Source organism: Allostigmatella hybrida (assembly GCF_020103775.1).
GTDB lineage: Bacteria > Myxococcota > Myxococcia > Myxococcales > Myxococcaceae > Hyalangium > Hyalangium aurantiaca.
The window spans coordinates 44915-61717 of sequence record NZ_JAHXBH010000014.1; the positions used below are offsets into that span (position 1 = coordinate 44915).

Sequence of the window (16803 nt, forward strand, 5' to 3'; positions counted from 1 at the left end):
AGCTGTGTTACGCAGCACGCCATTCGGGCTGCCGGATGAGGCCCGGCCGAAGGTGAATGGACATGCACGCACTGGCCAAGCGGTTCTTCGCGCACCATCCGGCGCTCTCGCTCGCGGCGTTGGGCGCGGCGCAGAACGCGACGGAGCTGAACCTGTGCCCGGCGGGAGTGCCCGTGGAGTTCCTGCCCGCGGAGGAGCACAACTCGCTGTCGCGGCAGTACCTGGAGCTGAACCAGCTCGCGTTCGGCAAGCTGGGGCTGCCCAACTGGGTGTTGTCGGACTTGTATCTCCAGCCCGGGGCCATCGGCCTGCTGCGCTGCCCAGCGCGGATGCTCAGTGAGCCCTCGCGCCAGCGGCTGAGCCTGCCGGACGAGGAGCGGGTCATCGCGGCGGCCTACTACGCGGCGCCCACGGTGCACCGGGGGCACTTCATCGGGGTGTCGTTGCTGAGCTTCCTGCCGGGGGTTCAGGCCGGGGCGTGGGTGAAGGCGCTGACGCTGAAGATGCTGGGCGCGCGGCGGATGCGGGGCATTGCCCAGTGGAACAACCTGAGCCTCCGGGTCCACACGCGCCTGGGGCCGATGCGGCTGGTGGGCCATGTGCCGGGCGTGCACGACTACGTGGAGCGCAGCTTCCTGTACGAGATGGACCTGACGGACGAGGCGCGCGAGGTGGCCGCGATGGAGCGGCGGCTCGTGTTTCAGCCCACCCGCCGGGTGTCCGCGACGGACTCACCCGCCCTGGGCTCGCTCTTGCGGCGCGCGGAGGCGGGCGAGACGCTGTACCTCATCCCCCCGGGACTGGACGGAGGGGACATCCTCGTGCACGAGGGGCCCCTGCCCGCGGGGGCCGGGGGCGCCTGAGGCTCACGGCGCGGGGGCCGAGGCGCCTTCCGAATCCTGCTCCAGGGCCTTGCGCAGGACCTGCTCGCCGTCCCGGACAATGGGCTCGCCGTGGGCGAAGCAGAGGGTGTCCACGGGCAGGTGGTCAATCACCCGCTGGACGCTCATCCGGGTCCGGACGGGCTCGTCCTGGTGCTCGCTCGGGACGAACTCCGGCGAGCCCTCTTCCGGGTGAATGAGCAGGTCCGAGAGGAAGACGACCCCCCGGGGACTTTGCTGCATCCACAGGGTGTACATCACGTGCGCGGGGCCCGGCGTGTGGAAGGCGTTGAGCCCGCCGGGGAGCGTGTCGCCGTTGCCATAGACGGTGTCGGGTTCCTCTTCGAGCCCATGCGCGTCCCGGGGCACCCACACCGGGACATTGAAGCGCTTGCGGAACCGCCAGGCGGAGCGTTGATGGTTGCCCGCGGTGAGCACGATGGCGGTGATGCTGCCGAGCGGCTGCAGCAGGCTCTCGTCGATGGGCAGTGGGTCGATGAGGACGACGGCCCCGTCGCGGTCCACCACGGCGTAGGCATCACTGCGCGCGCCGATGCGGTCGTCCTGGACGTACCAGTGGTACACGCCGGGGACGACCTCTTGCAGACTGCGCGCTTTGGCCTTGGGCTCACTCATGGCCCCCAAGCTATGCATCGGAAGGTGGCGAAGAGGCTTCTCCTGCCAGGCCGCTTGCCCTCCAGCCCAGCATGCGAGCGCTCACGGCAGCCATCCGGACGCCGCGCTTCCATCTTCCTCCGAGGACAGAGGAGGAAGACATGCTCTCGGCTCTGACAGCGGCGCGTCCGCTCGTGCTCTACGACGGGACGTGCGGCTTCTGTAAGCGGTGGATCGCGCGCTGGAGCGCGCAGACCCAAGGGCGGGTGCGCTTCCTTCCCATGAAGCCGCTGCGGCTCTGGGTCCTGGGCATCCGGCGGGCCGATGCCCGGCGCGCGATGCAGCTCATCGAGCCCTCGGGGCGGGTGTCTCACGGGGCCCAGGCCGTCTTTCGCGTGCTCCTTCGGTCGGCCCGTCCGGGAACGCGGTGGCTGGCGAGGCTGGGGCTGCTCCCCGGAGTGAGAGGGGTGGCTGAGGGCGTGTACCGCGCCGTCGCGAAGCACCGTGTCCTGGCGGCGAAGGTGGACCACCTCCTGGTGGGGCGGCGCTACGTGGGCCCCGCCTCGCACCGGGGCGTCCGGTGGGTGTTCCTCCGGTTGTTGGGGGGAACCTTCCTCATCGCCTTCACCTCCCTGGGACGGCAGGTGCTTGGCCTGTACGGCACGCAGGGCATCCGCCCGCTGCACGAGACGTTTGGCTCGGAGCACCTCCAGCGCCTGGGCAACCGGCGCTTCCTCCAGGTGCCGTCCGTGTTCTGGCTGGGCGCGTCCGACCGGGCACTGGTGCGCGGCTGCCGCGTGGGCCAGGCCCTGTCGGTGGCGCTGATGCTCAACGTGGCGCCGCAGCCCTCCGCGGCCCTGCTCTGGGGGCTATACCTCTCCTATGTGTCGGCCGGGCGGGACTTCCTCTCCTTCCAGTGGGATGCCCTGCTGCTGGAGATGGGCCTGCTGGGCCTGCTGACGGCGCCCGCGGGCCTGAGGCCCGGGTGGGGACGCCGGGATGTGCCGGCGGCCGAGGTGGCGCTCTTCCGGGTTCTCCTCTTCCGGCTCTACCTGGGCTCTGGGCTTAGCAAGCTCCAGTCCGGGGACACGAGCTGGCGCGACCTGAGCGCGTGCCAGTACCACTACGAGACGTCGCCCCTGCCCACGCGGGGCGGGTGGTATGCGCACCACCTGCCAGCGGGTGCGCAGAAGCTCTCCACGGCGGCGGTGCTGGCCTCGGAGACCGCGCTGCCGCTGCTCATCTTCGCCCCCCGGCGCTTGAGGCAGCTCGCCTTCGGCCTCTTCAGCCTCCTGCAAGGGGGCATCGCAGCCACGGGCAACTATGGCTTCTTCAACTTCCAGTCGTTCGTGCTGGGCGTGTGGCTCCTGGATGACGCGGCCCTCTCGGGCCTTTTGCCGGGCTTGCCGCGGCGGCCCGCGCTGCTTGCCTCTCCCGGTGGCTCGTGGGTGAAAGGGGCGCTGGCGCTGCCGGTCCTGGCCCTGGGGGCAAGCGAGCTGCTGGGCCGGTGGGCCCCTTCGGCACGAGTCCTGGAGCGCCTGGAGCACCTGGAGCGCGTCCAGGGATGGGTGCGGCCCTTCCGGTCGGTGAACTCCTACGGCCTCTTCAGCGTGATGACGCGCGAGCGGCCGGAGATCGTCATCGAGGGCTCCGAGGACGGCGAGACGTGGACGGAGTACCCGTTCCGCTACAAGGTCTCCCACCTGGAGAAGGCGCCGCGGCAGGTGGCCCCCCACCAGCCGCGCCTGGACTGGCAGATGTGGTTCGCGGCCCTGGGGCGCCCGTCCACGTGGTTCCTGTCCTTGCTGGTCCGCCTGCTGGAGGGCTCACCGGACGTGCTGGCGCTCTTCGCGGCCAACCCGTTCCCCCAGCGTCCGCCGCGTGCTGTGCGGGCGGTGCTGTACGACTACCGGATGACGGACCTGGCCACCCAGCGGAGCACGGGCGCCTGGTGGAAGCGGGAACGGCGGGGGTTCTATGTCCCTCCGGTCTCGCTGGTGGAGGGAGCTCGCTCGGCCGAGGGCCCCCGGCTCCAGTGGGCCCCGGGCGTGTGACAACGCCCGGGCATGGCAACGCGCCTGGGGGAGCGTGGCTTCCTGCAACGCCGCCGCCCCGCGCCGCGGGAGGCTTCCCCTGGGACAGGGGGAGGCACGTGCATTGCTAAAGGTTCCCCCGGCAGGTCTGTCGCAGGGAGGAAGCCCTGGAGAGCACCTGCCCAGAGGACGGCTGCAGATGAAGGCGTGGATGACGGTGATGATGCTCTCGGTGGGTTCCCTGGCCGCGTGTGGCCCCTCGAAGGAGCTGGCGCAGGCGCGCGCGGAGGTGGAGACGCTCCGCCAGGAGAATGCGGTGCTCAAGACGCGGGCGGGCGAGCTGGAGGGCACCCTCAAGAAGGCCACTCAGGAGCGTGACCAGCTGAAGGCCGTCGTGGGCCGGCTCCCGGCTCCCGCCGCCTCGCCGTCCCCTGCCCAGCCGGCCCCGGTGAAGAAGGGCAGCGCCACGGTTCGGAAGTAGCGCCCGCCTACTTTGAAAACAAAAGTCCGGGCATTGGAGGGCGAGCTTGAGGAGTTGACGCGAGAGCGTGATGAGCTGAAGCTGGCGGCCTCCAAACCGGCTCCGGCACCCTCCAAGAAAGCAGGCCGCAAGTAAGCGCGAGGCCTGGTGGGTTGTATTCATGTCGAGCGTCTTTCCGTGGCTCTCCAGGCGTGTGGGGTGGTTCGTGGCCGCGGGGCTGCTGCTGGGAGCGTGTGCGCCGTCTCCCGAGACCCTGACGATTCTGGGCCCCGAGGAGCACCAGCTGCGAAAGCCCGGGCAGGCCGTCCGGCTGGAGTACGAAGCGAAGGACGCGCAGGGGCGCCGCCTGGCGGAGCCCCGGCTGCACTGGTCCAGCTCCTCTCCGGACGTCGCCACCGTGGAGAAGGGGGTGGTGATAGCCCGGAAGACGGGCCAGGCCACCATTGAGGTGTCCGGAGGCAAGGCCCGCGCCTCCACGCGCTTCGTGGTGACCATCCCCGGGCGGCTGGCACTGCGCGCCGGGGAGCAGGAGTTCATCGAGATTGGCCGCTCGGAGCGGCTCTTCGCCACCGTCCTGGATGAACTGGGCAAGCGCATCCGCGATGCGGCCCCCGAGTGGCGCAGCCAGGACGAGACCATCGCCCGCATCGAGGACGGGCGGATCATCGGGGTGGGGCCCGGGACGGTGAAGGTGACCGCCACGGTGGGCCACCTGAGCCAGGATCTGAACGTGCTCGTCGTGCCTGCCTTCACCCGGCTGGCGGTGGAGCCGGCCCGGCATGTCTTCACCAAGCGCGGACAGGCGCTTCAGTTCCGGGCCCGGGCGCTCGACAGCCGGGGGCGGACCGTGGAGGGGGTGCCCATCCACTGGTTCTCCTCGGACGCCGCGGTCATCCAGGTCTCCCCGGCGGGGTACGTGACGGCGGTGGGCCCGGGACGGGCCCTGGTGACGCTCTCGGCGGGCCGCAGGGTGGGGGCCGCCGAGGTGATTGTTCCCTGAGCCGGTAGGCCGCGCCGGAAGCTCCTCCTTGAATAGGCCCGGATCCCGCGCCCGGCGGGCCTTCCTCCCGGGGGGGGAAGGCGCCGCCCGGCCTGCGGGGGCGCCCCTGCTTACGGCTTCGGGGCGGTCTTCGCCGGAGCCGGGACGGACTTGGCGCCCTTCTTCTTGGGCGCCTTGTCCGCGGGCTCCTCCGGGCAGCGGGGCTCGCCGTCCGCGGGAGGCGGCAGGACGGTGAACTCCACGCGCCGGTTGAGGGCCATGCCCTCCTCGTTCTTGTTCTCCGCCACGGGGCGGCTGCGGCCGAAGCCCTGGGAGCACAGCCGCTCGGGCTCCACGCCGCTCTCCTCGAGGTAGACGCGGATGCTGGCCGCCCGGCGCTTGGACAGCTCCAGGTTGTACTCGTCGCTGGCGCGCGAGTCGGTGTGGCCCTCGACGAGGAGGCGTTTGATCTCCGGGTGCTTCTTCAGCATCTGGGAGACCTCCTCCAGGATGGGCTCGGACTCGGACAGGAGGATGTCCTGGTCCGTGGCGAAGTTGATGGGCTCCAGGATGAGGATCTTGTTGCCCTGGATGCGGGCCAGCGGGCAGCCGTTCTTCCCGCCAGGACCGGCGGGCACGTCCGGGCACCGGTCGTCCTCGTTCGCGACGCCGTCGCCGTCACTGTCCCGGATGGGGCAGCCCGAGCGGGCGGCGGTGCCCACCTCGGTGGGACAGGCGTCGATGTCATCGGTCACCCCATCGCCATCGGAGTCGCGCAGGGGGCAGCCCTTGCGGGACTCGGGGCCGGCCTCGTCCGGACAGGAGTCGGTGTCGTCCTGGATGCCATCGCCGTCGCTGTCGCGGGGCGGCTCCTTGAAGCGCTCGATGGCCGCGTACTCGGACATGACGGCGGGCACCCAGATGACGGACGTGAAGAAGCTGAGCTGCGGGGACTGGATCGAGCACCCACACCCCAGGCCGCCGCCCACGGTGACGGTGATGCCCAGGCCGCTGTACCAGCGCAGGCCCAGGAGCATCTCCGCGGGAATCTGCCGGGCCTGTCCGGGCAGCTTGGTCAGCGCCACGGCGCCATGGACCGCGCCCACGGCGGTGACGCCCGCGGTGCGCACAAGCGGCATCTCGGCGCCGAGGCCAAAGGGGGCCATGTCGCCAATCTTCACGCCGTTGAAGATGCGGTCGGGCCGGGCCCAGAAGCCGGCGTTGGCTGTCAGGAGCAGGCCCATGCCGAAGCGGTAGTCCACGATGAGGCCGGGGGTGTAGGTGACGGCCCCATCGCTGGCGAAGGCCTCCTGGTTGCCGGTGGGCAGCCCGAGGTTGAAGGTGAGGGAGGCGCCCCAGCCCGAGTCCTCGGCACGGCGCCGCAGGCCCGGCAGGGCGATCTTGCTGGTGAGCCGGAGGTCTCCCAGCACATAGCCCTCGACGACGCCCTCGGTGCCGATGGCCTCCAGGTTATCGCCGCCCTGGAAGAGGATGAGCGGCATGTCCACGCCCACCTCGGCCCAGTCGAGCAGGCCGACGTTGGCCATGGCATCGAGCTGGAAGCGGTTACCCACGAGGCTGAGGGCCTTCTTGGAGTCACCGCCGCGGGTCACCAGCACGAGCGGGTTGATCGAGAAGCTCAGGTAGAGGCCTCCCGAGGCGGACAGGTGGGACAGGGGCCGGGACTGGCCCACGGCCACGATGTCCTGCGGGGCGCCGGACGGCCGGAAGAGCTGGGCGTCGAAGCGGGCGTCCTGGGCGGAGGCGGAGGCCGCGGCGAGGCCCAGCGCCAGGGCAAGAACCGTCGGAAGCGAGCGAGTCATACGCGGCGTTGGGAGAAGAGGAACAGGAGGCCCACCAGGAGCATGGCCACGAAGGCGCCGCCGCCGGTGGACGGAAGATCGGCCGTGGCCGTCTGACAGCAGAAGGAGCCGCCCTGGGGCTCGGTGCCGGGCATGCGCCGGCCGCGCTCACACACCTGGGTGGCCACGGAGCAGTGCTGGACGCCGAGGCAGTCGCCGCTCTCCTCGCAGGAGCTGTTGCAGGTGCCCTGGGCCACATCGCACGAGCCGCCGCAGGGGCAGTGCGCGTCGGCGAAGCACTGCACGCAGGCGGAGCCGTTGCAGACGGTGCCCTCGGCGCAGCTCACCTCGCAGCCGTCGGTGGGCGCGCAGGTGTGGGTGGTGGTGTCACACTGGCCGCTGCCGCAGTCGGCATCGTTCCGGCAGGCGACGCAGGAGCTGCCGGCGGAGGTGCCATCGGAGAGGCAGAAGGGGGCCTCGCCGGGGCAGGCGCTGCAGCGGGCGCCGCAGTGCCGGTCGGTGATGCAGGAGGCGCACTCGCCGCTGATGCAGAACTGGCCCGTGCCACACTCGAGGTCATTGCGGCACTGCACGCAGACCTGGCCATCGAGGCACAGGGGCCGGTCGGTGGGGCACTTCACACACTCGGCGCCGCAGCGGTCGGAGGTGTTGCACTCGGGGATGGCGTCTACGCAGCGGCCGTTGGCGATGTCACACGTCTTGCCGTCAGCGCACTGGGAGTCGTTGGTGCACTCGACGCAGGACGGCAGGGTGCCCGGGGTGGGGGCGGCGCACTGGGTGCCGCTGGGGCAGCAGTTGCAGGAGTTGCCCGCGCAACTGTCGTTGGAGGCACAGGTGATGCACTGGTTGTCCGAGCACGTCTTGCCGCGCTCGCAGTCGGAGTCCTGGCTGCATTCACGGCACTGCTTGAGGTCGGGGGCGCAGACCTCATCGGGAGGGCAGTCTTCGTCCCGGTTGCACTCCACACAGGTGAAGTTGGGGATGTCGCAGACCTGGCCGGAGAGACAGTCGGTGTCGTCATTGCAGCCGGTGCAGGCGTTGTTGGTGCACTGGCCGGTGGGGCAATCGGAGTCGTTGAGGCAACCCCTGCAGGTGTTGGTGGCGGGGTCGCAGCGGCCATTGTTGGGACAATCTTTGTTTTCGTTGCACTCGACGCACGTGAAGGTGCCCGAGACGTTGATGCAGTAGGGGGTGCTCTGACCGCAAGGGGAGCACGAGGGGCCACAAACGCGGGAGGTGTCGCACGGGGCGCACAGCGCAGCGCCATTGCAGTAGAAGCCGGAGCCGATGCCACAGCCTCCGTTGCCAGGTGCATTGGCGTTGGCCCGGAGGCACTGCGTGCACTGCGCGGGATTCGCAAACGAGGGACGCCCGGTCTCTGTCTGGAAAAACTGTCCAGGAAGGGCAAGGTCGAAGCCGGAATTGTCGAGGTTGATGATGGGGGTTTGATTCGCTGTCCGCTCGAAATCGCTGAACACACCTGCGAAGATGGACATCTCCAAGGCAGCGTGATCGGTCACTTCTGAGTAAAGGATTTCGACGGGGTAAAGCCCTTCCTTGAGAAAAGTGACGCTATTGGTCGTGCGCCATGTTGCAGCTCCCAGTTGGGGAGGCCGATTAATGACCTGATACTGCACGTTGTTTTTATCAAAGATGACAAAGCTCACGGCATCATCGGCGTAGAAGCCGAAATGCAGCGTTTGGTTGGTCATCGCGGGGGTGACGTTCAGGTAGCCGCGGAAGCGTGAACCAAAGGAGGTGAACGGATCATTGATAAAGAAGCTTGTTCCGTAGCTTGATGGACTAGAAAAGTCGCCGCGGCTGGCGAGGGTTCCGCCCGTGTTGTTGTTCGACAGATCGAATGGCGTCTGGAGGACATAGGTGGTCCGGCTGGCCGCCGTCCGCTCCATGAAATCATTCATTCCGCCGATGTAACCCGATGTGCTCTGCGGGAAGTCGGCGGCAGGATTGTCCGAGACGCTCGATGCGACGCACAGCCCCGTACCTGGCAGGTCGGGAGAGGAGGTCACCGGGTCGCCAAACACGATGACATCCGGCAACTTCGCCGCCCACGCGGGCCCCGCGAGGCACACGAACACCAAGGTCAGCGCCACAAAGGCGCTTCGAATCTGAAAAGGTAGCGAGAACAAGGGGTTACATCCTCCCCCAACTGGGACGGCGGCGCAAATGCCCAATCGTTCCGGAACAGGCCTCCGTCCACACCCACAGGTCACCCCCAAGTAGGACAACCTGTCAGGTACGGGAAAGCAGGAAGTCCCCAGGGCCTCGGGGGCCGTCAGCGGGTTTTCCCGGCTGGAGGAGGCGACAGGCCGAGCAGCTGGTCCGACATCTCGCCGAGGACCTGGCAGATGGCGACGAAGCTGTCCAACCGGGGCAGCGTCTCCCCTCGCTCCATGCGGCCGTACAGGTCCACAGGCAGGTGCAGCCGCTCCGCCATCTCCACCTGCGTCAGCCCCAGGCGCTTCCGGGCCTCGCGCATGTTGGTGCCCAGCCGGTGCTGGAGGTCATCGACCGGAACATCCGCCGGGTCCGGCGCCTCGCCGTCCTCTGCCCCGTCCTCCGCAGGCGCATGGCGGGAGATGAGCCGGTCCGGCGTCTCGCCCAGCACCCGGCAGAGGAGCACGAAGCGTTCGAGCCGCGGCACCAGGTTGCCCCGCTCCATGCGTCCGTACACCTCGGGCGTCATGTTGATCCGCTCGGCGATCTGTTCCTGCGTGAGACCCAGCCGGTGACGGGCCTGGCGGATGTTCCTGCCCAGCGTCCTTCTGTCGAGGCCGTCCATGCTCCTCCCTACCTGTTCATACCCACCATGGTGGGTTGGCTCGTTCAGATACAACGCGACAGGTTGGGTTCACAGGCTGCGCAGGGTTGGCAGGTGAAACCGTGACGTGACAGGTAGGATGCCAGAGCGGTTTCCGGGGCACGGGGGCTCCGGAGCAGGGCAGGGCAAAGCGCGGTGGGGCTACCCAGCGGGCGCGTCGGAGGCACGCCGTTTGCGGCGCTTCTCGGACGGTTCGGTTTCCAGGAAGGTGCTCAGCAGGCGCTGGAAGTCCGAGATGTGGCGCCGGACCGCGATGCGCTGCAACTGCGTCAGCTTCGGCATCACGGGCATGAGGCGGTGGAGGATGGGCAGGAGCTCGTCGTACCCCGGTGTCCCGGTGGCCGGCAGGGGCTCCTGGGAGTTGGCCAGCCCCAGGAGCCGGTCCGAGGACTCTCCCAGCTTCTCGCAGATGACCGCCAGCCGCTCCACGCGCGGGAAGATGAGCCCCCGCTCCATGCGGCCGTACACCTCCGGGGAGATGCCCAGCATCTCGGCCATCTGCTCCTGCGTGATGCCGAGGCGCTCGCGCGCCCGGCGTGTGTTCGCTCCGAGGTTCTTCCTGAGCGCCTCCACACGCTTGCGCTCACGCTCTTCATCACTGGTGTCCATGCTGCCGCCCACCTCAAAAAGTTGGAAACGTAGATAAGACTTAAAACGTTGGGTCCACAAGGACACTCGGGGTAGGTATGCAGCGAGACCGCCCAGGTTATAACTCACCTGGTTCCTTCGCACTTTCCTACCTGGTAGGGAAGAATGGGACGGGGGCCGTTCCCCGGCCTCTGGGGCCCCGGGCGCACGGGAGATCATCCCTGGGGCGAGGGCCGGTGCCGCGCAAGCGGGGGAAAAAGAGGGGGGCCCTGGGAGAACCGCGAGTCCGCCTCGCGTCCTGCGACCTGGACCGGAAAACGGGCGTGCCGGTGGGACTCAGCCGGCGGGGCTGCCCCGCTTGGCGAGGGCCCGGCGCGACTTCGCCGCCTCCGCCTTCCGCTTCTTGATGAGGGTGATGAGCCGCTGCAGGTGAGCGAAGATCTGCATCAGCTCCTTGCGCTCGTCCTCGGCCAGCTGCGACTCCATCTCGATGACGAAGTGACGCATCAGCGTCATCATCTCGTCGTACGCCGGGGACATCCGCGGCCCCTGTGGGCTGCCCAGGCCCATGGCGAAGCCGAGCATCTGGTTCGGAGTCGTCCCGAGGATTTCACACAGCAGGACGAAGCGTTCCAGCCGGGGCAGGACTTCCTTGCGCTCCATGCGGCCTAAAACTTCGGTCGACATTTCGAGCATTTCTGCGAGACGGGCCTGAGAAATGTTGAGCCGGGTCCGGGCTTCACGGATGTTGGGCCCCAACAATTTCTTGGGGTTTTTCGCCGGCTTCTTATCCATTCCCATCCCATGCCCCGCCTCGTAAAGTCGGGGGGATACATAGGACTCGGAAAGTTGTCCTCCAAGGACACGCGGGGTAGTCATGCGGTAGTGACCGACCAGGTCATGACCCGTCGAGTCTCCCTACCAGGTCCCCCCCCGAGGGCGCCGCGGTGCTGGAAGCGGCGAGAGCCTATCAGATTTCCGTCGTCAGGGGGATGGGGGGGCCGCCGATTCTTGCGACAGTTTTCGCGACGTGTCTTCCAGGGCCTCGGCCGTGCCGCGCCACTGGGACACCTGGGTGTCCAGATGTATCAACACCTCGGGGAAGAAGCGTTCCTCCAGGGCGTGAGCCAGCGTCGCACCGTGTGCGTCCGCCCATTTTTGGGTGACACGCGCCCGTACATCGGCGCCGAGCAGATCCACGAAGCGCTCCAGCAGCGGCGTGGACAGCAGGGTGCCCGCCCAGATGATGGCATCGTGGCCCACTCCGCCGGTGGCCACCGTGGCGACGGCCGCCGCGCCCGAGGGCACGGAGTAGACGAGCGTGGTGAGCGCCTGCATCAGCTCCTCGCGCATGCCGCCCTGAAGCTCCTGCCCCACGAGGCTCCGGCAGAACGCGTAGAGCCCCTCGCGATCCGCGGCATGGCCGTGCAGGGCGTCGAGGCCCAGGGGCTCCTCGAGCCGGGCCAGCGTGGCCGCGCCGAAGGCTTCCGCGAGCCGCGCGCGCGTCGCCTCGTCTCCCCGCCACGCGGCGACCTCCGGGGCCAGCACCTCCACCAGCCGGCGCGTGCCGTCGCGGAGCGTCTCGTCGGTGGCCTGGAAGACGGGGGCCTCGGACGGCTGGGGCCCGGTGAAGGACTGGCGCACCTTCCGGGAGACGAACGTCAGCGCGGTGGCGAGCGCCCGGAAGGGCAGGCGCACGTAGCGGTGGAAGGTGCTGCGCGCGTCCAGCTCATCGCGGAAGGCATCCACGAGCACGTCGGCGGGCACGCCCTTGAGCGCCGCGCTCCGGCCCACCGCGAGCAGCTCGTGGCGCAGCCGCTGGCGCAGCCGCTCCGGCTCGTGGGAGGCCTCGCGCGCCGCCTGGCCCAGGGCGTCCATCTCCGCGCGCGCATCCGCCAGGGAGGCGGCCAGGGCCCGGGACTTGAGCTCCCGCGCATGCTCGGCCTGGCCCAGCAGCACGGAGAGCGCGGGCCTGCCATCCAGCGGGTGCGTGGCCAGCGGGCGCTGCCCGGCCTCCACCTCCGGCTGGTGCGGCGCGAGGTAGCGCGCCAAGGGCGGCTGGCCCACGTCCGCGGCGAGCTTGTCCAGGTGCCCGCGGGCCACCTCTTCCCGGGTGGCCTCGTTGTAGATGAGCAGGTAGGGGCGGCCCCGGCCCACCGCGGCCCGCAGGAAGTCCACCAGGGCCGCGTTCTGGTACGTCTGCCGGCTGACCACGAAGAGGAGCACGTCCACGGTGACGAGCAGGGCCTCGGCGCGGTCGCGGTTGTCGCGGTAGACGCTGTCGAAGTCGGGCGTGTCCATCACCAAGAGGCCCGGGGGGACCGCCGCCTCGAGCACGAGGTAGAGCCGGCCCGCGGGCCCCGGCTGGTCCACCGGGGCCTCCGTGCCGGGGGGCACCGGGAGGATGTCGTAGCGGCGCACCAGGAACTCGCGCAGCTCGCCCGTCCACGTGGTGGGGTTCGCGGCGGCGAGGCACTGCTTGGTGAGCCCCCCTTCGGGCCGCGCGGGCGACAGGGACACGCCGATGAGGGAGTTGAAGAGGGTGGACTTGCCCACGTTGTTGGGACCGGCGATGGCCACCAGCAGCAGCGGGGCCTCGCCGCCGAGCCGGGGCAGCAAGTCCCGGCGCAGCCGCTCGGACAGGCGCCGGGCCCGGTCCGCGTCCTCGCTCCGGGGGAAGCGCTCGGGAGCGGGCAGGGCGTTGAGGGAGGACTCCAGGGCGGCGCGCAACGCGGTGAGGGAAGTCATGTGACGGCCCGACAACAGCATGGGCCCCGGGCGGAGCCCAGTCCTTCCTCTCTTCTGGGTCCGCGCTAGGGTTGGCTTCCATGCGAATCCATGTTGCCTGCCTGCTGGCGGTGGGGCTCCTGGCGTGCTCCACCTCCCGGACCCAAGCGCCCGATGCGCCGGCGCTGGGCGCGGAAGGGCCCCTGCCGTTCATCGCGGACGACTACGGCCGGGCCCTTGAGGAAGCGAAGGCCCGGGGCCTGCCCCTCTTCGTGGACACCTGGGCCCCCTGGTGCCACACCTGCCTCTCGATGAAGGAGTACGTCTTCACGGACAAGGCGCTCGCGCGGCACGCGGGGCGGTTCGTCTGGCTGGAGCTCAACACGGATCTGCCGCAGACCGCGGGCTTCCAGGAGAAGTACCCGATGGACTTCTGGCCGACCTTCTTCATCATCGATCCGCGCGAGGAGAAGGCCCTGGTCCGCTTCTCGGGCAGTGCCACCGTCGCCCAGCTGGAGAAGCTCTTCGAGGATGGAGAGCGGGCCTGGCGCGGCGGGGCCCAGGGCGCCGAGGCGCAGCTCGTCCGGGGTGATGCCCTCTATGGAGAGGGCAAGCCGGCCGAGGCCGCCGAGGCCTTCGCCCAGGCGCTGGCCGAGGCCCCCGCGGACTGGTCCCGCCGCGGCCGCACGCTGGAGTCGCTGCTGGCGGCCCGGTACGGCGCGAAGCAGCACGAGGCCTGCGCGCGCAAGCTCCTGGAGGAGTCACCCCGGGTGCCCCGCTCCGCGTCGCTGGCGAACGCGACGACGTGGGGCCTGGGGTGCGCGCTGGCGCTGCCCCCGGAGAGCCCCGCGCGCCGGGAGCTGCTGCGGTCGGCGGAGGCCCGGGCCCAGGAGGTGCTCGCCCCGCCCGCCATCGAGATGCCGCCGGATGACCGCTCCGGGCTGTACGAGGTGGTGGTGGAGGCGCGCAAGGCCCTCCAGGACGAGGCGGGGATGAAGGCCACCGCCGCCGAGTGGCTCGGCTTCCTCGAGGCCGAGGCCGCCCAGGCCCCCAACCCGGAGGCGCGCACCGTCTTCGATTCGCACCGCATGCTGGCGGCCCTGACGCTCGGGGCGCCCCAGCGCGCGGTGCCCGCCATCGAGCAGAGCGAGCGGGACCTGCCCAACGACTACAACCCGCCCGCGCGGCTCTCCAGCCTCTACCGGACGCTGGGGCGGCTCGACGACGCGCTGGCCGCCAGTGACCGGGCGCTGCGGAAGGTGCAGGGGGCCCGGCGGCTGCGCGTGCTCTCCGAGCGCGCCTCCATCCAGATGGACCAGGGCCGCAAGGACGCCGCCGTCGCGACGCTCCAGGAGGCCCTGGCCTATGCCCAGGCCCTGCCCAAGGCCCAGGTCTCTCCGCGCCAGCGCGAGGCGTTGGAGAAGCGGCTCGCGGAGCTGAAGGCGAAGTAGCCCTCAGCGGGCGCCGCGGGTGTCGAAGTCGAAGAACTCGATGGACTCCAGCGGCGAGTCGTTGAGGCCCCCATCGGTGAAGACGAGCACGGCGTCCTCCCACTCCGTCTTGGGCGGGGGGCCCGGCGCATAGGTGAACCGCTTGCCGTTGGTCACCAGGTGGCGGAGGCCGCCGGAGGGGGCCGCCGCCGGGGGCAGGCCGAGCAGCTCCCGGGCACGCTTGTCCCGCGTGTGCCCGATGACCTGGGTCAGGCCGAGGGGCAGGTTCAGGGGGTTGAAGCGCCGGCGCGGACTCTGGCGCGTGCGCTCGGCGTCCTCGGGCAGGGTGCTGGGGCGGTGGTAGACGATGCCCAGGCCCTCGCCCAGCTCGCGGCTGCCCGGCTGGTACAGGCCCGGCACGGTGAGCGGGCCGCCCTTCCAGTTCTCCACCGCCGTGTCGAGCGTGTCATTGAGGGCGTACGCCGCCGCGTGGGCGTTGTTGTGGCGGTCCTGGGCGATGCCCAGCGCGAGCAGGTCCTCGCGCGTCACCCCCGCGTGGCTGACGAGCAGGCCGGGCGCCGAGGCGTACGCCATGCGCAGGCGCCGCTCGCGCAGCAGGTAGGTGACCCACGTGCGCTGCTCCTCCCGGAAGGTGCTGAAGTCCCGGGCGATCAGCTCCACGTTGGGAACCTGAGGGTAGCGCTGGAGGAACTCCTGCTCCGCCGCCGTGTCGGGGTTTCCCCCGGCGTAGATGCGGTCCGCTTCCACCTGCGCCTCGGCGAAGGTGGCATCGGTGAAGTCCGCCAGCTCTCCCACGCGCGCGAGATCATGGTTCCCCGCGAGGATGGCGACCTGATCCGAGGGGTGCGCGGCGAGCCAGGCGAGCAACTGGAGGCCGCTCTGGGCCACCGCCTCGCGCGCCTCCGGAGGACCCCAGTCGAAGTGGTCTCCCACCGAGATGAGCTGGGAGTCGGACCGCAGCCACCCGTCCTGGGTGAGCAGGTTCCGCTGGTCCAGCAGCGTGAAGAAGCGCTGGATGTCCGTCTGGGGATCTCCGACGGCGAGGCGGGGCCGCCGGGGAAAGGGCGCGAACGAGCCATGCACGGTGCGGGGAGGACCGGCGGCACATTGGGCGGCGTTGCTGAGGGCGGCTCGGATTCGGGAGGAAGAGTTCACGTTCAAGGGGATTGGAAGAATTTCGCGATGAGGGCCGAGCGGCTCTCGACCCATGCTTTGCTCAGAACGTGGGTGACGTGGACCTCCACCGTCCGTTCTGAACATCCCAGCTGTGCGGCGATGGCCCGGTTGCTCTGGCCCTGGACAATGTGTTCGAGCACCTGCTCCTCACGCGTGGTGAGCTCCCAGCGCCCAGCGAGGAGGCGGACCCGGGCGCTCGCCTGTGCGAGGGTGCTCTTGTCCACGACGAGGTAGTGCGGGGCCAGCCCGGGCACCCGCAGGGCCGTGACGGAGATGTCCGCCGGGGTGGGCTCCCCCCGGCCGTGCCGCTGGACGGCCTCCACCACGGTGGGGGTGCTCTGCTCCGCCCGGGCCTGGCCCGCGGCGTTGGCGTGGACCACCTGGTGGGTGTTGGAGAGCACGAAGGCGGGCTGGCCGAGCGCCTCCAGCGCCGCGTCCAGCGCGGAGTGGAGCAGCCGCGCCTCGCGCAGCCGCGCCTCCAGCTGGAGCCGCCGTTGCAGCATGGGCACCAGGCGCTGGAACAGCCGCTGCTCGCGGGGGGTGAAGGGCTCGGCGCGCAGGGCGCCGATCCAGGAGAGCAGGGCGGGGCCCTCGCACACGAGCGCCCGGAGCTGGAACATGTTGTCCACGCCCAACTGGCGGTAGAGCGCGAGGCCTGCCTGGCTCACCCGCTCCTGGACGACGATGGCTTGATCCGGCCCGATGCCCAGCCGCTTCCAGGAGGCCGCGCCGGCCTCGTGCAGGGGGGCCTCGCGCGCTTCCTCCTGCGCGGGAGGGCGGAAGTGCAGCACCCGGTTGCGCTGGGCCGTGGCGGGCCGGGCCGGATCGAAATAGCCCCAGGGTGAGGGCCGCTGGCGCAGGAAGCCATCCAGCGTGTGGAACAGCTCCGTTCCGGGGGCAAACCCCACCCCGTGGCAGAACCCGGCCCCGTACTGCTCCACGCCCATCGTCACGCCGTAGGCCAGGGTGCGCTCGGCCCGCAGTCCCTCGCGCAGCATCGCGGTGAGCGGCTGCAGGACCTCCGCACCCGGTTCCACCGTGTCGATCTGACGCTGGAGGTCTGCCAGGAATGTCCTATCCCCGGATTCCATATGATTCACGATTTACGAATATAGCGTGTTCGCGATCCAGAGGGAGCCCTCCAAAAGTCTGAGTCGGCTCTTTACGTTCTGGAAGCCCGGGACGCGAAAAGAACCAACCCCAGAGG

The 16803-nt window shown here is 70.0% G+C and carries 14 protein-coding genes; 5 read left to right on the plus strand and 9 right to left on the minus strand.

The genetic code is table 11. From position 1 onward, the window contains the following. Nucleotides 1-62: 62 nt before the first annotated feature. Nucleotides 63-863: a hypothetical protein gene (locus tag KY661_RS21150; RefSeq protein WP_225411936.1), complete on the plus strand. Its 801-nt coding sequence runs from the start codon at nucleotides 63-65 to the stop codon at nucleotides 861-863. 3 nt (nucleotides 864-866) lie between these two features. Here KY661_RS21150 and KY661_RS21155 read toward each other — a convergent pair whose 3' ends face one another. Then, complete coding sequence (locus KY661_RS21155) at nucleotides 867-1535, minus strand: MBL fold metallo-hydrolase (RefSeq protein ID WP_398577219.1); 669 nt, start codon at nucleotides 1533-1535, stop codon at nucleotides 867-869. Nucleotides 1536-1657: 122 nt separating this feature from the next. On the opposite strand from KY661_RS21155, the gene KY661_RS21160 reads away from it, so the two are divergent. The 3 genes from KY661_RS21160 to KY661_RS21170 all read left to right on the plus strand — a co-directional run bounded on the left by KY661_RS21160 (nucleotide 1658) and on the right by KY661_RS21170 (nucleotide 5010). Continuing rightward, the gene (locus KY661_RS21160) at nucleotides 1658-3550 is read left to right on the plus strand and encodes a lipase maturation factor family protein (protein ID WP_225411938.1); all 1893 of its coding nucleotides are present in this window, start codon (nucleotides 1658-1660) and stop codon (nucleotides 3548-3550) included. Between the two features lie 178 nt (nucleotides 3551-3728). After that, nucleotides 3729-4010 carry a hypothetical protein gene (locus KY661_RS21165; protein ID WP_225411939.1) on the plus strand — a complete coding sequence of 94 codons (282 nt, stop codon included), beginning with the start codon at nucleotides 3729-3731 and terminating at the stop codon, nucleotides 4008-4010. Nucleotides 4011-4170: 160 nt separating this feature from the next. After that, entirely contained in the window at nucleotides 4171-5010 is an 840-nt protein-coding gene (locus KY661_RS21170; protein WP_225411940.1) for an Ig-like domain-containing protein, read from the plus strand. 110 nt (nucleotides 5011-5120) lie between these two features. Here KY661_RS21170 and KY661_RS21175 read toward each other — a convergent pair whose 3' ends face one another. The 6 genes from KY661_RS21175 to KY661_RS21200 all read right to left on the minus strand — a co-directional run bounded on the left by KY661_RS21175 (nucleotide 5121) and on the right by KY661_RS21200 (nucleotide 12990). Then, nucleotides 5121-6812: an OmpA family protein gene (locus KY661_RS21175; RefSeq protein WP_225411941.1), complete on the minus strand. Its 1692-nt coding sequence runs from the start codon at nucleotides 6810-6812 to the stop codon at nucleotides 5121-5123. Beyond that, nucleotides 6809-8926, minus strand: coding sequence for an outer membrane exchange protein TraA family protein (gene traA / locus KY661_RS21180; protein WP_225411942.1), 2118 nt, complete (start codon nucleotides 8924-8926; stop codon nucleotides 6809-6811). Before traA ends, KY661_RS21175 begins: the two co-directional genes overlap by 4 nt. 182 nt (nucleotides 8927-9108) lie before the next feature. Continuing rightward, the gene (locus tag KY661_RS21185; RefSeq protein WP_225411943.1) at nucleotides 9109-9615 is read right to left on the minus strand and encodes a helix-turn-helix domain-containing protein; all 507 of its coding nucleotides are present in this window, start codon (nucleotides 9613-9615) and stop codon (nucleotides 9109-9111) included. Nucleotides 9616-9795: 180 nt separating this feature from the next. Continuing rightward, nucleotides 9796-10263 (minus strand): helix-turn-helix domain-containing protein, encoded by a 468-nt coding sequence (locus KY661_RS21190; RefSeq protein WP_225411944.1) that lies wholly within the window; start codon nucleotides 10261-10263, stop codon nucleotides 9796-9798. 315 nt (nucleotides 10264-10578) lie between these two features. Continuing rightward, on the minus strand, nucleotides 10579-11121 hold the full coding sequence (locus KY661_RS21195) for a helix-turn-helix domain-containing protein (protein ID WP_075006638.1): 543 nt from the start codon (nucleotides 11119-11121) through the stop codon (nucleotides 10579-10581). A 105-nt stretch (nucleotides 11122-11226) separates the two neighbouring features. Further along, the gene (locus KY661_RS21200; RefSeq protein ID WP_225411946.1) at nucleotides 11227-12990 is read right to left on the minus strand and encodes a GTPase; all 1764 of its coding nucleotides are present in this window, start codon (nucleotides 12988-12990) and stop codon (nucleotides 11227-11229) included. 80 nt (nucleotides 12991-13070) lie between these two features. Between KY661_RS21200 and KY661_RS21205 the strand changes: the two genes are divergently transcribed. Beyond that, nucleotides 13071-14420 (plus strand): thioredoxin family protein, encoded by a 1350-nt coding sequence (locus KY661_RS21205; RefSeq protein WP_225411947.1) that lies wholly within the window; start codon nucleotides 13071-13073, stop codon nucleotides 14418-14420. 3 nt (nucleotides 14421-14423) lie between these two features. Here the strand turns inward: KY661_RS21205 and KY661_RS21210 are convergent, their stop codons facing one another. Together KY661_RS21210 and KY661_RS21215 are read right to left on the minus strand one after the other, a co-directional pair. Beyond that, nucleotides 14424-15503, minus strand: a complete 1080-nt coding sequence (locus tag KY661_RS21210) for a metallophosphoesterase family protein (protein ID WP_225411948.1) — start codon at nucleotides 15501-15503, stop codon at nucleotides 14424-14426. A 74-nt stretch (nucleotides 15504-15577) separates the two neighbouring features. Then, entirely contained in the window at nucleotides 15578-16687 is a 1110-nt protein-coding gene (locus KY661_RS21215) for a helix-turn-helix transcriptional regulator (RefSeq protein WP_225411949.1), read from the minus strand. Nucleotides 16688-16803: the final 116 nt, after the last annotated feature.

What these genes read in the sequence shown, in the direction of transcription:
- KY661_RS21175 (WP_225411941.1), bottom strand. Translation starts at nt 6,812, where the DNA reads ATGACTCGCTCGCTTCCGACGGTTCTTGCCCTGGCGCTGGGCCTCGCC.
- KY661_RS21170 (WP_225411940.1), top strand. Translation starts at nt 4,171, where the DNA reads ATGTCGAGCGTCTTTCCGTGGCTCTCCAGGCGTGTGGGGTGGTTCGTG.
- KY661_RS21215 (WP_225411949.1), bottom strand. Translation starts at nt 16,687, where the DNA reads ATGGAATCCGGGGATAGGACATTCCTGGCAGACCTCCAGCGTCAGATC.
- KY661_RS21185 (WP_225411943.1), bottom strand. Translation starts at nt 9,615, where the DNA reads ATGGACGGCCTCGACAGAAGGACGCTGGGCAGGAACATCCGCCAGGCC.
- KY661_RS21150 (WP_225411936.1), top strand. Translation starts at nt 63, where the DNA reads ATGCACGCACTGGCCAAGCGGTTCTTCGCGCACCATCCGGCGCTCTCG.
- KY661_RS21160 (WP_225411938.1), top strand. Translation starts at nt 1,658, where the DNA reads ATGCTCTCGGCTCTGACAGCGGCGCGTCCGCTCGTGCTCTACGACGGG.
- KY661_RS21200 (WP_225411946.1), bottom strand. Translation starts at nt 12,990, where the DNA reads ATGACTTCCCTCACCGCGTTGCGCGCCGCCCTGGAGTCCTCCCTCAAC.
- KY661_RS21195 (WP_075006638.1), bottom strand. Translation starts at nt 11,121, where the DNA reads ATGACTACCCCGCGTGTCCTTGGAGGACAACTTTCCGAGTCCTATGTA.
- KY661_RS21190 (WP_225411944.1), bottom strand. Translation starts at nt 10,263, where the DNA reads ATGGACACCAGTGATGAAGAGCGTGAGCGCAAGCGTGTGGAGGCGCTC.
- KY661_RS21205 (WP_225411947.1), top strand. Translation starts at nt 13,071, where the DNA reads ATGCGAATCCATGTTGCCTGCCTGCTGGCGGTGGGGCTCCTGGCGTGC.
- KY661_RS21155 (WP_398577219.1), bottom strand. Translation starts at nt 1,535, where the DNA reads ATGCATAGCTTGGGGGCCATGAGTGAGCCCAAGGCCAAAGCGCGCAGT.
- KY661_RS21165 (WP_225411939.1), top strand. Translation starts at nt 3,729, where the DNA reads ATGAAGGCGTGGATGACGGTGATGATGCTCTCGGTGGGTTCCCTGGCC.